This window comes from Ruminococcus sp. HUN007 (assembly GCF_000712055.1).
Lineage (GTDB): Bacteria > Bacillota > Clostridia > Oscillospirales > Ruminococcaceae > HUN007.
In genome coordinates, this window is record NZ_JOOA01000002.1 from 725,774 (window position 1) to 741,294 (window position 15,521).

16 protein-coding genes are annotated in these 15,521 nt (G+C 42.1%); 10 read left to right on the plus strand and 6 right to left on the minus strand.

Translation table 11 applies throughout. The features are described 5' to 3' along the window. Nucleotides 1-121: 121 nt before the first annotated feature. Entirely contained in the window at nucleotides 122-1,174 is a 1,053-nt protein-coding gene (locus CC97_RS07365) for a HipA domain-containing protein (protein WP_156036812.1), read from the minus strand. Nucleotides 1,175-1,181: 7 nt separating this feature from the next. Beyond that, nucleotides 1,182-1,388: a hypothetical protein gene (locus CC97_RS20060; protein WP_156036814.1), complete on the minus strand. Its 207-nt coding sequence runs from the start codon at nucleotides 1,386-1,388 to the stop codon at nucleotides 1,182-1,184. Between the two features lie 260 nt (nucleotides 1,389-1,648). On the opposite strand from CC97_RS20060, the gene CC97_RS07370 reads away from it, so the two are divergent. The 6 genes from CC97_RS07370 to CC97_RS07395 all read left to right on the plus strand — a co-directional run bounded on the left by CC97_RS07370 (nucleotide 1,649) and on the right by CC97_RS07395 (nucleotide 7,626). Then, on the plus strand, nucleotides 1,649-4,054 hold the full coding sequence (locus CC97_RS07370; protein WP_049962752.1) for an HD-GYP domain-containing protein: 2,406 nt from the start codon (nucleotides 1,649-1,651) through the stop codon (nucleotides 4,052-4,054). A 239-nt stretch (nucleotides 4,055-4,293) separates the two neighbouring features. Beyond that, nucleotides 4,294-4,944, plus strand: a complete 651-nt coding sequence (locus CC97_RS07375; RefSeq protein WP_044974444.1) for a hypothetical protein — start codon at nucleotides 4,294-4,296, stop codon at nucleotides 4,942-4,944. An 86-nt stretch (nucleotides 4,945-5,030) separates the two neighbouring features. Continuing rightward, nucleotides 5,031-5,237 (plus strand): 4Fe-4S binding protein, encoded by a 207-nt coding sequence (locus tag CC97_RS07380; protein WP_044974445.1) that lies wholly within the window; start codon nucleotides 5,031-5,033, stop codon nucleotides 5,235-5,237. Next, the gene (locus tag CC97_RS07385; protein ID WP_044974446.1) at nucleotides 5,237-6,298 is read left to right on the plus strand and encodes a 3-methyl-2-oxobutanoate dehydrogenase subunit VorB; all 1,062 of its coding nucleotides are present in this window, start codon (nucleotides 5,237-5,239) and stop codon (nucleotides 6,296-6,298) included. Before CC97_RS07380 ends, CC97_RS07385 begins: the two co-directional genes overlap by 1 nt. A 1-nt stretch (nucleotide 6,299) precedes the next feature. Continuing rightward, nucleotides 6,300-7,064: a thiamine pyrophosphate-dependent enzyme gene (locus tag CC97_RS07390; protein WP_044974447.1), complete on the plus strand. Its 765-nt coding sequence runs from the start codon at nucleotides 6,300-6,302 to the stop codon at nucleotides 7,062-7,064. 13 nt (nucleotides 7,065-7,077) lie between these two features. Beyond that, a complete protein-coding gene (locus CC97_RS07395; RefSeq protein WP_044974448.1) occupies nucleotides 7,078-7,626 on the plus strand; it encodes a 2-oxoacid:acceptor oxidoreductase family protein in 549 nt (182 codons plus the stop codon). Nucleotides 7,627-7,762: 136 nt separating this feature from the next. On the opposite strand, the gene CC97_RS07400 is transcribed toward CC97_RS07395, so the two are convergent. Next, complete coding sequence (locus tag CC97_RS07400) at nucleotides 7,763-8,113, minus strand: nucleotidyltransferase domain-containing protein (RefSeq protein ID WP_044974449.1); 351 nt, start codon at nucleotides 8,111-8,113, stop codon at nucleotides 7,763-7,765. Nucleotides 8,114-8,668: 555 nt separating this feature from the next. Between CC97_RS07400 and CC97_RS07405 the strand changes: the two genes are divergently transcribed. From CC97_RS07405 to CC97_RS07415, 3 genes are read left to right on the plus strand one after another with little or no spacing between them, the layout of a single operon-like run. Then, nucleotides 8,669-8,875: a hypothetical protein gene (locus CC97_RS07405; protein WP_044974450.1), complete on the plus strand. Its 207-nt coding sequence runs from the start codon at nucleotides 8,669-8,671 to the stop codon at nucleotides 8,873-8,875. 38 nt (nucleotides 8,876-8,913) lie between these two features. Next, nucleotides 8,914-9,399 (plus strand): hypothetical protein, encoded by a 486-nt coding sequence (locus CC97_RS07410; protein WP_044974451.1) that lies wholly within the window; start codon nucleotides 8,914-8,916, stop codon nucleotides 9,397-9,399. Nucleotides 9,400-9,413: 14 nt separating this feature from the next. Further along, nucleotides 9,414-9,755: a hypothetical protein gene (locus CC97_RS07415; protein WP_044974452.1), complete on the plus strand. Its 342-nt coding sequence runs from the start codon at nucleotides 9,414-9,416 to the stop codon at nucleotides 9,753-9,755. A 141-nt stretch (nucleotides 9,756-9,896) separates the two neighbouring features. Here CC97_RS07415 and CC97_RS07420 read toward each other — a convergent pair whose 3' ends face one another. Further along, nucleotides 9,897-10,925 (minus strand): nucleotidyltransferase domain-containing protein, encoded by a 1,029-nt coding sequence (locus tag CC97_RS07420; RefSeq protein WP_044974453.1) that lies wholly within the window; start codon nucleotides 10,923-10,925, stop codon nucleotides 9,897-9,899. Nucleotides 10,926-11,000: 75 nt separating this feature from the next. Further along, entirely contained in the window at nucleotides 11,001-11,786 is a 786-nt protein-coding gene (locus CC97_RS18710; protein ID WP_049962753.1) for a hypothetical protein, read from the minus strand. Between the two features lie 273 nt (nucleotides 11,787-12,059). Here CC97_RS18710 and CC97_RS07430 point away from each other — a divergent pair, with 273 nt between their 5' ends. Then, nucleotides 12,060-13,247 (plus strand): SGNH/GDSL hydrolase family protein, encoded by a 1,188-nt coding sequence (locus CC97_RS07430; RefSeq protein ID WP_044974454.1) that lies wholly within the window; start codon nucleotides 12,060-12,062, stop codon nucleotides 13,245-13,247. Between the two features lie 391 nt (nucleotides 13,248-13,638). Here CC97_RS07430 and CC97_RS07435 read toward each other — a convergent pair whose 3' ends face one another. Beyond that, entirely contained in the window at nucleotides 13,639-15,162 is a 1,524-nt protein-coding gene (locus CC97_RS07435; RefSeq protein ID WP_049962754.1) for a trypsin-like peptidase domain-containing protein, read from the minus strand. Between the last annotated feature and the right edge of the window lie 359 nt (nucleotides 15,163-15,521).

A 15,521-nucleotide genomic window follows, 5' to 3' on the forward strand; every position in this document is an offset into this window, starting at 1 on the left:
TTTATATTCCTTTCTGTCACAGTTAAGGGCATAAAAAGAAACACTGATCAAGTCAGTTTATTACTACGGATGTTTAAAAATCCCCAACGAACACTGAACAGATCAGCGAAAAATAAATCACTTAATACGTTGCAGCTATATCTTTTTCCACTTCATCATCAGTTGAAATGACCTGTTTACGATTTTTCACACCGGCAAGCATTTCAAGATTTCTGATCCTGCGTTCTGTAAGTTCAGCGATTGCATGAATACGTCTTTCCTCCAGATAATCCTTTGCTTTTTCATCTGACAGTATATCGGTGATCATTTTTCGAACATCTGAAAGAGCAGAAAAATCGATCCAGTCAAACGACGAAACAAGCTTCAGCTGTTCTTCATGATGCTTCTTAAACGGCTTGCATACCACTTCAGAATCATCTCTCATCATCGGAATGCTCTTGTCATATCCGAGTGAAGAACCGCTGTCGTATACCGGTGCCATACCGATCCATTCAAGTGTCTCTGCGTTACGTACCGCACCGAAATTATTGAGATGCCTGTCCTCATTTGCGATAATATAATCGAGTACGATCATCCGGTCAAGAAACGCTCTTACTCCCGGAATGCCAAGCGTTTCCGCACAGTCGATAAAATGCTGGTAAAGAGATTTATTATTCGGCTGCTTCTGTGTCTGAATGATACGCCACGCAGGAACGAGTTCCGAGCTACCGCTCACAAAATCCTCGCACACGCTGTACGGAGCACCTTTATTCCAGATAACCCGGTACGGCACATGAGGAATTTCAAGTCTTTTCATGATCTCAGATGCTATCACTTCATTAAGCGGCTGCTGACGATACGGATTGGAACCGCCTTTGACCAGACATCGTTTTTCGTTTATGATTTTCCAGCGTTTTTTCAGATTTCCGTCAGATGTGTTATCCGGAGATGAAAAATCAAGCGGATCTGCTTTCCTGCCGGCACCGAACAGAACATCACCAATATCATCGGAAAAATCATTATCAAAGAAGTTTATCTTTTCCCAGGTAAGTCCTGAGTTTTCCGGACAGATCCAGTACTGATCTGACAGACTGAGTCCGAAACAGCGTATCAGAAGTTCCCTTGTATCTTCTATCTGAAGCGTTTCCATCGCTTCACGCACACCGGAGCGGCTCGACGGGATAGAGCGGTCCATCCACCACTCATTCAGTGCAGCCCGGTCGGCAATGCCTTTTTTTCACGCCAACACCTACTGGAAGATGCTCAGGCGCAAACACATCCCCTATTTTCAGAATAAAACCGATATCTTCATCAAGACTGAGTTCCGCAACCGCCGTGCATCTGTGCATAAGCGTAAACTTCAGTATTCCGTCCGGCAATGTGGCTGCTGATCTATTTGTTTCAGGCATAGTGTTCACTCCTCTCCAGCCAGCGTGTTCATAATGCAGTCAAACTATTACTTACAATTATACCTTGTTTTATTCGTTTCGTCAAATGTCTGTTTCCCTTGAAAAATCGACTGATAAGTGCTATACTAAAAGTATACACATATAAAATAGTGCCGGGGTTTACAGCACATTTACAGGCAGCTTAGCTGCATCGGAATAAAATGATTGTTTATAGTGAACGTAATTTTTCACTGTAAAAATTGATATACAGGGGATCAGTTATGGGGTACATTTTAGATTTAATAAAAGAATATCAGATGAATATAATGCTCGTCCTCAGCAGTATATGCGGGATGCTTGCATTTTTCGTCCTTATAACTAAAACACTTACAAAACGAAGAAAATGGATAATGCTTGCGCTTGAGCTGGCTTCCATGCTTCTTCTTGTTTTTGACAGGTTTGCATACTACTATCGCGGCAATACTGATGTCGTCGGATACTGGATGGTCAGGATAAGCAATTTTTTGGTATTTATGTTTACTCTTGCTATACCGCTGATCTTTACGCTCTATCTTATAGATATTCTCGTAAGCGACGATAAATATGACAAACCACCATTACGACTGCGGCATTCGTGTTATATCGCCGTGATAGGATTGTCACTTCTTATCATCTCGCAGTTTACAGGATTTTACTATACTTTCGATGAATTAAACTGCTATCAGAGAGCAGACGGATTTATAATTTCATATATCTTTCCGTTAGCCATTCTGCTTATCGACCTTTCAGTTGTAATCGACAATTACAGACGGCTTGGCAGATTTCTTGGCCTGTCTCTCCTGCTCTTTTCGATTGTTCCGACCAGTGCAGCTGTTCTTCAGATATTCGTTTACGGCATATCATTTACCAATATATCCCTTGTCGGAATGGCCATGATCACATATATCATGTCACTTATCGACACGAACGATATGCTTGAACAGGCAAGTATGCGTGAAATAGAGCTTGAACGTGAGGAACGCAGAAACATGAAGCTGCTTTTCGAACAGACGGCTTCAGCACTTGCAAATGCGATCGATGCAAAGGATAAGTACACTCACGGACATTCACGCCGCGTAGCGAAATATTCCCAGAAAATAGCGCATTATGCCGGTAAAACCGATAAAGAGTGTGAGGAGATCTATTTTGCCGCTCTGCTTCATGACGTAGGCAAAATAGGTATTCAGGACAGCATAATCAACAAGGAAGGAAAACTCACTGACGAGGAATATGCTATCATCAAATCTCACCCGGTCATTGGAAAACAGATACTTTCCAGTATTAGTCAGTCGCCTTATCTGTCATTGGGTGCTAATTATCATCACGAAAGATATGACGGTAACGGCTATCCTGAAGGACTTAAGGGAGAAGATATTCCTGATCTCGCCAGAATAATCGCCGTCGCAGATGCCTACGACGCAATGACATCCAAACGAAGCTACCGCGATCCTATACCTCAGCAGATAGTACGTGAGGAATTTGTAAAGGGTATCGGAACACAGTTTGATCCGGTTTACGCAAAGATAATGATACATTTCATCGATCTTGACTCGGAATACCAGATGAAGGAACGTGAAGATCCTTATGAACTTGAAGGTGACACTTCCCTTGTATGCAGCAGTTACCGTTCATCTTCATCGGCAGGAATACTGCTTACAAACACATTCACACATATTCGCCTTACTACAAAGATGAATGACGGTTTTAAGGAAGACATTTTTATTCCTACATTCATCATTTTTGATTCCATCGATGCACGTGTATATGAAGACGAAAATAAACGCCGCGATCTGTTTTATCTTGAATATGCAACCATCCGTGCTGACGGTGTAATAGAGGTATCAGAAGCCAGAAACGTAAAGTCTGAAACAAAAGATATAAAATCCGCCGCTGAAGAATCGAAAGCGTTCATCCACGATGAAGTAACGATCGAACTCGATGCAGTACGTTTCAAAGATCATGCACTTATCCGCATGACAGACGGCTTCCGTTCGCATGAGATAATTCTCGCTCTTCAGGACAGCACAAGATTTGCATATATCTCAGTTACAGGCGAGCACTGCACAATAACAGACGTTGACGTAAACAAAACTGATGAGGAGATCAGTGAAGGCTTTATTCCGCGTATTGCTGAAGAGATAAGCTACATAAACGTTCCTGCCGGAGATATTCCGAATGTTCAGGTAGACGGATGGCGCGCCGCCTCTTCACAAGGAATAAAAGTTACTGACGGTATGAAGATAAGTTTCCACACCATGAGCCTTCCGACCGCCAGACTGGTATGGCACTGCGCTTTCGCCTTTCTGTTCACTTCAGATGACGGTAAACCTGACGGTGAGAATTACCGTGAACTAACTGTTCTGCGACTTGACGGTGAAGGCTGGGAAGAAGACGAACTTGCTGATAATCAGGTTTCTGTTACAAAGCTTGATTCATTTACAAACTGGAACGACTGGAAAACGAAAAACAAATCCGGCCTTGACTGTGAACTTACGTACCACAAAGAAAAGGGTAAGGTTATTATCACAACGGAATACTGCGGTCTTTCGATACGTTCTGTAACGACATATGAAGAAACTGTCCCGGAAGTATACACTGCGCTGACAGGTGATCAGTGCGCGATCACCAATATACGTATAAAAAGATAAAGATATTCATTAAAACGCTGATCAGGGCACATTTCATCCCTGATCAGCGTATTTGTTTTTTTCAAAAATCATTGACTGTATATCAGAAAAGTGGTATAATAGAACTGTTAATTCAAACATTTGCTTTCATGTTATATTCCCTTCACGGGGAATATGACATATTTTTTGTCAGGACGAGGAAAAACGCACCTGCAGAAGAAGCATACAATCCGCCAGAATTAGTGTAAAGGATAATTCGAATGCAGTTTAAAAAGATTACGATCATCACAGGCGAATACGGATCAGGCAAGACCAATCTTGCTGTAAATCTCGCATATGCAATGAAGGAAAACGGAACGACCGCGATCGTTGACATCGATACAGTCAATCCGTATTTCAGGACTGCTGACTTCAGAGATGAGCTTACTGAAAACGGCATCGATGTGATCACACCTGATTTTGCAAATTCAAATCTTGATCTTCCTGTGCTCAACTTTGACATTGAACGTATCATCCGCTCTCACGATCACACAGTCATCGACGTAGGCGGTTCAGACGCCGGAGCATTCGCTCTTGGCAGATATCAGCATGTCATCGAAAAGTACGCAGGCGACTACGATATACTGTACGTATACAATATGTACCGTACAACAGAGGTTTCGGCTGAGGAAACCGTTACCCTGATGCACGAAATAGAAATGGCCTGCCGTATGAAAGTCACAGGACTTGTAAACAACCCTAATCTCGGAGCAGAAACCACAGCTGCCATCGTTGAGAACGCCTCCGGCTTCTCTGATGACATAGTGAAACTTACCGGACTTCCTGTTAAGTTCAGGTGCATACCTGAAAATCTCGTTCCGTCTGAAGGAGACTTTACAGTAAAAAGAAAAGTAAAACTCATCTGGGAATGATCTGACACTGTTATCCCTGCGGCCGGCTGCCGCCTTCAATATAAGGATAAACCAGAAATATTAAAAGAGTAAAAGAGGCGAAAAGAATGATAACCATAAACTTCGAAAGATGTAAAGGCTGCGGACTCTGCGTTGAAGCATGTCCGAAAAAGATAATCAGACTCTCTGAGGAAAAGCATAACCAGAAGGGATACTATCCTGCAGAATGTACTGACAATTCTAAATGTATTTCCTGCGCACTGTGTGCAATGATGTGCCCTGACTGCGTTATAAAAGTTGAAAAAGGAGAATAATAATGGAAAGAGTTCTTATGAAAGGCAACGAAGCTCTTGCTGAGGCTGCTATCCGTGCAGGCTGCAAATGCTTCTTCGCATATCCTATAACACCTCAGACTGAGGTAGCTGCTTATCTTGCAAAAAACATGAAGAAGAGAAACATCACATTTCTCCAGGCTGAAAGTGAACTTGCTGCTGTAAACATGGTACTCGGAGCAAGCTCAGCAGGTGTCAGAACAATGACATCAAGCTCTTCACCGGGAATCTCCCTCAAGAGTGAAGGTGTTTCATACCTCGCAGGTTCAGACCTTCCTGCTGTTATCGTAAACGTACAGCGTGGCGGCCCGGGTCTCGGAAGCATCCAGCCTTCGCAGTCAGACTACTGGCAGGCTACAAAGGCTCTCGGCCACGGCGACTTCCAGCTCATCGTTTTCGCACCTGCTTCTGTTCAGGAAACAGTTGACATGACTATCAGAGCTTTCGAGGAAGCTGACAGATACCGTATGCCTGTAATGATCCTCACAGACGGCTTTATCGGTCAGATGATGGAACCTGTTACATTCTCCGACGAAGCTCCTAAGCTTGAACCTAAGGAATGGGCTGCATGCGGCCACAAAGGCGGAAGAAAGCACAACATCATCAACTCACTCTTCCTCCAGCCGGATGAACTCGAAGCTTCAGTTAACGCAAGATACGAAAAGTACGAAACGATCAAGAAGAACATCCACGACGCTGAGATCTACAAGTGTGAAGATGCTGACCTCGTTATCACTGCTTTCGGTACAACAGCACGTGTTGCAAAGTCTGCTGTAAACCAGGCAAGAGAAAAAGGCATCAAGGCTGGTCTTTTCAGACCAAAGACACTCTGGCCTTTCCCTGTTGAAGAGATCAACGAAGCATGTAAGAACGCAAAGAAAGTATTAAGCGTTGAAATGTCAAAGGGACAGATGGTTGATGACATCCGTCTTGCTCTCAATTGCAGAATTCCAGTAGAATTCTTCGGCAGAAACGGCGGTAATATCCCGACACCTGCTGAAATTCTCGATCAGATAGTAAAGATATCAGAAAGGGGTCTCTAATATGGCAGTAGTATTTGACAAACCGCACGCACTCTGCGACGTACCTACAACTTACTGTCCTGGATGTACACACGGTATCATCCACAGACTCGTAGCAGAAGTAATGGACGAGCTCGCTATCGAAGGAAAAACTATCGGTATTTTCCCTGTAGGCTGCTCAGTAATGGCATATAAGTTTTTTGAATGTGACATGGTAGGCGCTCCTCACGGAAGAGCTCCGGCTGTTGCAACAGGTATCAAGAGAGCACTTCCTGATTCTGTAGTATTCACATATCAGGGTGACGGAGACCTCGCAGCTATCGGTACATGTGAAACTGTTCACGCTGCTGCAAGAGGCGAAAACATCACTGTTATCTTCGTAAACAACACTATTTACGGTATGACAGGCGGTCAGATGGCTCCTACAACTCTTCCTGGCCAGGTAACACAGACAACTCCTTACGGACGTGAACCGGAGATCCAGGGTTATCCGGTAAAGGTATGCGAAATGCTCGCAACAATCGACGGTACAGCTCTTGCACAGAGAGTTTCAGTTGATACTCCTGCTCACATCCGTGAAGCAAAGAAGGCTATAAAGAAGGCTTTCGAAAACCAGATAAACGGAAAAGGCTTCTCACTTGTTGAAGTACTCTCAACATGTCCTACAAACTGGGGTCTCACTCCTGTTGACGCTCTCCAGAGATTACGTGATGAAATGATCCCGTACTTCCCTCTCGGAGTTTACAAGGACGAAGCAGTATGGAACAAGGAAGAAAAGGCTGACTGAAAGGAGAACTAAAATGCTTACAGAAACCATTATATGCGGATTCGGCGGACAGGGCGTTCTCTTCTCAGGAAAACTCCTTGCAAACGCTGCTCTTATGGAAGGAAAAGAACTTTCATGGCTTCCTTCATACGGTCCGGAAATGCGCGGCGGTACATGTAACTGTTCAGTATGTATCTCAGACGACCCGATCGGTTCGCCGCTCGTTACAGCACCTGACATTGTTATCGCAATGAACGGTCCTTCATTCGACAAGTTCGAACCAATGGTAAAGCCGGGCGGAATCGTATTCGCTGACAGCTCTATCATCGACAGAAAGTCTACACGTGACGATATCACTGTTTACTACATTCCTTCAACAGAAATGGCAAAGGAAAACGGCCTCACAGGTATGGCCAACATCATCATCCTCGGTAAGGTTATCAGAGAATGCTCTGACAGATACTTCGGAATCGACGATAAAAAAATCATTTCAGTTTTCGAAAAGATCATCCCACCGAAAAAGGCTGCTATGATAGAAAAGAACACTAACGCTTTCAAGCTCGGATATGAATACGAGAAGTAATTCGTAATCGGATATAAATGTTACAGCCGTGAAGGTATTTTACCTTCACGGCTGTTTTATGGTGGTGCGCTTTCAGCGCACAATTGAATTGGGCATACCTGAATAGGTATGCCCAACCTTTTATTCGTTTTCAATTTTATTTATTGACATAAACATCCACTCCTTTTGTATCAATCTCATCTATCAGCCATTCACTGTGTATAGTGTTGTAATGTACAACATCAGCATTAACATCCAGAAGACTTCTTATTGGTCTGGATATACTAAAAAATTCTTCATCAGAAAGGATATCCGGAGCATCAACAGCAATATCAAGATCACTACCCATACCGCAGTTACGGGTCACTGCACTTCCGAACACCCGAATACGTTTTATAGCTTCGCAGGAACCGGCAAAATCAATAACTTTCTGAACCTGCTTTTGCATCGACGGAAAAATATGTATCAAAACATCATCACCATCGCAGCGTTTTGGAAAACTGTACATGTCCTTCACTTCCTCTCATTGTTATCTCAGTTTCATTACATGTAAATTGTTAACTATCTATTATTAGTATACTATAGCAAAACTGATTTGGCAATAGAAAGTTTATCATTATACAGGTGGAACTGTTCATCTACGAAATGGTAGTGTGCCTACGGCACACAATTGAATTTGGCATACCCATTCGGGTATGCCAAACCTTTTAAAACTTCCACTCTCAGTAGGAACCACTGCTTTTAAAACTCCCACTCTCAGTAGGGACTACTGCTTTTAGAACTCCCACTCATAGTAGGGACCACTACTTTTAATAAATATCTGGACAATGTTATGTCATTATCTAAAGTATAGACTATTACAAAGGGTTCGTCAAGTTTTTAATGATAAAAAAATCTGTAGCATTGCATACAATCGTATGAAGTGAGATTCGTTCATTATTACAAAATTTATATATTGCACAATTTACTATTTACAAAATAGTTTTAATAAGTTATAATATACATATAAGATATCTTTACAACCCAATAATTTCGTCTATTATTTTATGGGAGGGATTGATTTATGTCATACGCACCAAACAAATGTCCGGTATGTAGTTCTTACGACTGGATAAAAATCTCATCAGATTACAAAGGACTTAGTGCCGGCAAAGCAGTAGTTGGAGGATTACTATTAGGTCCTGTCGGACTAGCCGGAGGATTACTAGGAAAGAAATACGATACATATTACTGTAAAAAATGCGGATTCAAAAATGAGTATCGTGCATAACTCGGTAACTAACATTTTATGTTCTGGAGACTTGTTCAATGAAAAACAAAAATACATGCTGTGATATTATAATTGCAGCACTAATCACACTTTTAATTTCTGGATGTAATTCAGATACTTCAAGTGAAACTAACGACAATGATATTTGTCAGACAGAAGAAATGACTATTGTATCCACAACAGCTGAAACAAAAAAAGGAATCGATTATCAGTCACCAAAATCTGAAAACACTAATAAATCTAAAACAACAACCACATATAAACCAGCGTCATATGACGATAACGATGAACTATCAGAAGGTCAATATTATTGCATGGGCAAAAATGACACTTGTAAAAATAAAACCTATAGTCCAACTGATTTATACTGTCGTTCCTGTGATCCTGATGACAACAATATAGAAGGTGACCAAAGAACCAAAGATGGTTATGTTGGTGATAACAATGGTAATGGAAGTATTGATGATGATGACTGGGAAAAAGAATGGGCTGATTATCTTAACGAAAAACTAAATGATTATTAAAAAGGAAACATATCATGATTACAAATGAAACTAACGATTTAAATCAGCAATCTACAATTACACCGCAAAAGAATTCTGGAGTTAAACTATTTTGTATTGTAGGTATTTTATCTGGAATACTCTCAATCATATTCGGGATAATCACACTAAAGAAAGATGCTGGTTCATATGTATCTTCTCAATCTTACGGTGGTGATGCATACACCGGAATTCAAAATGCCTCTGCTAAAGCAGCAAACAACATTCAGGATCTTGCGGAAATTCTTAAATTTGGATTAGGCGGATTACTAATAGTTTTAGGCATAGCAATCTGTTGCTACTTTTTTATAAAAATAAATCAAAATAACAAATCGTAAAAATTAACCGAGGCTGTTGAAAACGGCCTCGGTTTTCAATTGTGCGCCACAGGCGCACCACCATTTCGTGAACGGACGCTCCCAACTACGCCAAAAACAACAGCCGTGAGGATCATCACTACCCTCACGGCTGTTAAACTATTAGACTTCCTCTTTTACAACTCTTTCATTTACATACATCGTAAATTCCCTGATAGCTTTATGATCCGGCTTTTCAGGCAGCGAAGTGTTGTCGCTTGCATATTCAAGACGTTTTTTGTAGTCCTCAACAAGTTCGAAAAACTCCTCCTTCGGCTGTCTGTTTTCATCAAGATATGCACCGTTTCTGATACTCATGAGCAGATCGTGCTCGGCTTCCCTGTATGTGATGATCTCGCCTTTTTCAAGAATGTCGATGCACATCATGTAAAGTCTCAGAAGATGCATCATGTGTTTTCCAAGCTTGTCATGCGTGACCGCATTCTGATTGCGCTTTCCGAATTTTCCGTAGTCGCGGACGATATCCGCCATACGGTTCCACATATCCTTGTAGTCACGAAGCGGATAGTGCTTTAAGTTCACATCCATAAAGATCTCGGTATCGAGTTCAGGAGAAACTGCCTTGTCGATGTACAGCTTAATTGAATCTTCCGGATATTCGAAATACATGTTCTTAAAGTTTTCCTCTGCAAGCTTTACGCTGTTCAGGATATGCTGCTCCTGAACATTCTGGTCCGCGAGTCTTCCGGCTTTGTTATCAAGACGTCTGAACTGGGCCGTTGCGTAACCGCTGAAAGAATGCAGCGCCTTCTTTGAAAGAAACATTTTTCTTTTATCAAGCAGTTCCCTGCCGATGTCCGAAAGATAAAGATAATGCTCTTCCTTAAGTCCCAGGATCTCGATAGTGTTCGGATTACAGTCAGTGAGCAGCTGCATGAGTTTGTTAAAGGAATAAACAGTCGTGTCAGTCGGCTGGTCAGTTACCTGCTCGAAGTTATCACGGCACAGAATTTCCTCTTTGCTGTTCAGCGCACATCCGCGTACATCAAGGTCTGATGTTTCTGTAAAAGTTCCGTAAGCATGCGATCCGCCGAGTCCGAGCAGAATGATGTTTTTTCCCAGATGTTCATCTTCCCGCAGAAAATCATACTCCGGTTCTCCGATCTTCTTTTTGATATCTTCCAGTTTCATTTTCATCTTCCTTTCTTACCAGTCATTTATATATACCGGCTTATCATTAAAACTTCGCGTTGATCATTTATATGTTCAGTCCGTATCATCTCCGGCATTTTTCTTCAGTGTTTTCTGATATGATATGCAGTGACGTATCTGGCTTTCCCTGTCAACACCGGCAAGTCTCAGTTTGTGTGCATATGAAAGTATTTCATCTTTGTCATCGCTTAACACCATTCCGGCATCGGTTAGATCTTTAAGCGACGCATACGGGCGCGCCATTGTTTCATTGAATTTAGCGAGGCGATCCAGAAGAAATTCTTCAGAGTCATCACATTTCGGTATCTTTCCAAGTCCGTCACAGACTGCAAGTTCAATAAGATCAAACGGATCTGCCACAGTGTCGAAAAGTTTGTTTGTCTTTTTCATTTTAGATCCGGCTCGCGCCATTATATTCGGATCCATGTGAAGTCTGGTCATACTGAGAACGTAGAATTTAAGTTTTTCATCTGCGCCCAGGCGTTCAAGAAACGTACGCACGACCGGAAGGCCGGCAGTCTCATGTTCATAGGAATGCACTGTCCCGTCCTCTGAAACTGTCGTGCTTACCGCCTTGCCAAAGTCGTGACAGAGCGCGGAAAGCATAAATCCGAAAGGAAAGTTTACTTTGTCACGTCTTCCGGCGGCTTCATCAAGTACCATCATGGTATGAGTCCAGACGTCGCCTTCTTTATGATAATCTGTATTCTGCGGCACGCCGATAAGTGCGTATATTTCCGGAAACATATTTTCAAGTTCTCCGCTTCCCCGTATGGCTTCAAAATACTCCGACGGCTTTTCTTCACCGAGCAGTATCTTTTCAAGGTCTGTTACTGTCATGACATTCTCTCCTTTCATATGGTTAGTATTACATTATAACACGTCTCAGACCTCTTGGCAAGCCTTCTTAAAACTAAAATTTTTACTTAAATCAACCAAAAATATTGAAAAATTCAGTATCGTGGTGTATAATATAGGAAACACTGATCAAAGTGGAAATCCGGCTTCGCCGGATTTCCGGAGGCGGGATCTGCGGGGCTTCGCCCCGGATCCCCACGCTGATTTATGAATAATTCAGCGTTTCCTTATATCAATAATACGGAGGTTCTGAGTATGGACGCTAAAAAATATATTGCACTGATATGCACGGCTGCTGTTGTCCTTACCGGCGTAAGAATCGGAGTCAGCGCTGATGCAACTGATAATAAAACAAACGAGACAATAAAAATACTTCCGGTCGGCGACTCCATCACTGACGGTTACGGCACAGAAGGCTCCTACAGAAAATTTCTTTACAACGAACTTACCGAAGCAGGTTATTCCATCGACATGACCGGTCCTAACGCTTCATGGGGCGACGGCGAATACACCGATCCTGTTTCAGGTGCGTTTTTCCGATACGATAATGCTCACTGCGGATACAGCGGATATGCAATTGAGGAATATCCGGGACGAAACGGAATACTCGAAACTCTTAAAAACGGAGATTACGTAAACAAGTACGATCCGGACATTGTCATTCTTCAGATAGGTACAAACGATATAATCGACAACCATGAAATAGACACAGCCGGAAAGCGACTCGACAAACTCGTGACCTACATTCTTCAAAACATAGATGAAGATGACGCTCTGTTCGTTACAACGATCCCTGATCTTGACCCGAACCGCGAAGGCGTTTACGACTGGTTCGCAAACTACAGACATCTTGCTGACTGGACACCTGTCTCCGATGTCAATGCTGAAAAATGGGTCGGTGACCAGATTGCAGAATACAACGGACAGGTAAAAGCACTGGTAGAATCAAAGCAGAAGTCCGGTGTAAAGAACATTTACTTCGGCGACATAAACCATACCATTACTGATGTAAAAAGCTATCTTAAGGATGGAGTTCATCCGAATGACACTGGCTATAAGCAGATGGGTATATACTGGGCCGGTGTTATCAAAGAATATCTCGGAAACCGCACTTCTTCACCGGAACCATCAGTCACCGCTGCAGAACCGGTAATAACTACACTGCCGTCCGAGACCACATTACCAGAGACAACAACTATGCCGGTAACAACAGAACCTGCTGTCACAACTGAACCTGATCATCCCGGTCCGAAACTTGCAGAACCTTTCCCTGGTGATGTAAACCTTGACGGTACACTGAATACAGCAGACTTTACCGACATGATAAATCTTCTCACCGGCAAAGAACATGTATCAACAGACCGTATTTCCTGTGACTTAAACAGTGACGGCAAACTCAATATAGCAGACCTTATTCTTCTAAAAGGAACGCTCATGAAATAACGCTTCAATAAGAACCGTCTGCCGCATTTGCTCATATATAATAAACAGAACTCCCATATGGTTTTTCCATACGGGAGTTCTGTTTTTCAGAGTATATTTTTCACAAGTTCCGGAGGAATGTTGTCTGAATTCATCTTCTATCAGAAGTACGTTCATGAGGTATCATCTCCCTTTCACTATAAACATTATATCATATCAATGTAACGTTTGTATATCCATAATAAAAAAACTGATGGCAGAATATCCGGTAAAGGATACTCTGCCATCAGCGGGAGGGATTTTGTGTGTCAAGTGTATATTTATGAAAGAGATGGAAATATCATTTTAAGAAAACGAAATATTAATTTTTCGTTCACTGTTGCTGCGGTCAAACCGCATAATTTTCATATTATCAGAACGGAAAATCAAAGCCGAAATCTGAGAACGGGAACGGGAATCCGCCGTTCTGTGAACCGCCGCCGTACGGATACTGACCGCCGTTTCCGTCATTGCCGCCATTGCCGTATCCGAACTGTGAAGGATCAGGTGCTTCTTCATTCTGGCCTTCATCCTGCTGTGTATCTTCAGGATTCTGGCTGTCCTGCTGCTTTTCTTCTGTATTTTCTTCAGAAGATTCTGTTTCAATTACAGCCTCTTCAAGAACTACATTTATATCAACATACTTGTTATCTCTGATAACTGTGATCTTAAGAGTATCTCCGGCCTTGAACTGATTCTTGACCTGATTGAGTTCTGAGATACTGCCGACCTGCTTGCCGTCAGCACCTACGATAACGTCACCAACTTTAAGACCTGCCTTTTCAGCTGCTCCGTTTTCATTCATACCAAGGATCTTAACACCTGAAAGTGAAGAATCCTGTGTTGAAGTAACGTTCTGACAAGTGATACCAAGCTGCGGTCTGCCTGTTACATAACCGTTGTTCATAAGGTCATCAACAATCGCGCGTGCTTCATTGATCGGAATAGCGAATCCAAGACCTTCAATGGTAGCTGATTCTGATGAACTGTAATTATTTGAAAGCTTCATTGAGTTGATACCGATAACCTGACCCTTGTCGTTTACGAGCGGACCGCCTGAGTTACCGTTATTGATAGCAGCATCTGTCTGGATAAGGTGCATTACGCTGTCATCCATTGCTATTTCACGGTTAAGTCCTGAAATATAACCTACTGTAAGGGTTCCGAAAAGATCGAAGCCAAGCGGATTGCCGATTGCAAGAGCTGTATCGCCAACGCTTAATGCTGAGCTGTCACCGAATTCAGCGGGTGTAAGATCATTTGCATCCTTTGCTTTGAGAACTGCAATATCTGTCTGAGTGTCGTAACCGATTATATCAGCTTCAAGTTCAGTCTTGTCGCTTAAAAGAACAGTTACCTTGCTTGCCTTACCGCCGTATTGAGCTTCGTAGATAACGTGAGCGTTTGTTATAATGTAACCGTCAGCTGACATTATAATGCCGGTACCTGTACCTGAAACCTCACCGGCCTGTGAATCATTCTGGCCATATCCGAAAAATCCGCCGTATGAATTCTGTGCCTGATAAGTGAATGTTGAAGTTACACCTACTACTGACGGAAGCACCTTTTCGTAAACTTCCTGTGTTGTAAGAGCACCATCGCTCTTTGAAAGCTGAAGAAGGCTTTCTACTTCGTAGTCACTTCCTGCGCTGTCAGATGAAACAGCTTCTTCAGTTGATGAAGTTTCTTTTGAAACACTGAGGTTTTCCTCTTTACTGTTATTATAGTACTGATATCCCTTTACTGAACCGAATGAGATTGCTCCCATAAGGCAAAGAACTCCGATACCTTTTATTACTTTCTTAAAACCGCCTTTTTTCTTTGCGGATGTTTCCTGAACCGGAACGTACTCAGCTTCTTTTGTGTTTGTTGTTGAATCGTATTTGTTTTCAAACATAATTATCTGCTCCTTTTCAATGTCACGTTCAGTGACGTAACTGTATTTCTGAGAAAAGCTGACTGCTTTCAGTAAGCTTCCGTTTTCTGTTTTGTTTTTTGCTATAATTATATTTTACTCTTTTATGTGATAATTTTATGTACAGTTTTCGAAAAGAAAGTAATACCGGTATAAGCTGAATGTGAAGAAATACAGTGGACTTTTTTCACATTCATCAGTTTTCAATCACACAAAACATGATAGTAAAAATGACGTTCCACTATTATATAGTATTCCGGATCAGGTATTTTTTTTACGGTTTCATGCATAATCTTTACTACTTAAATAAATACGGCTTACTTAAATTTGTTTTTCCAGGG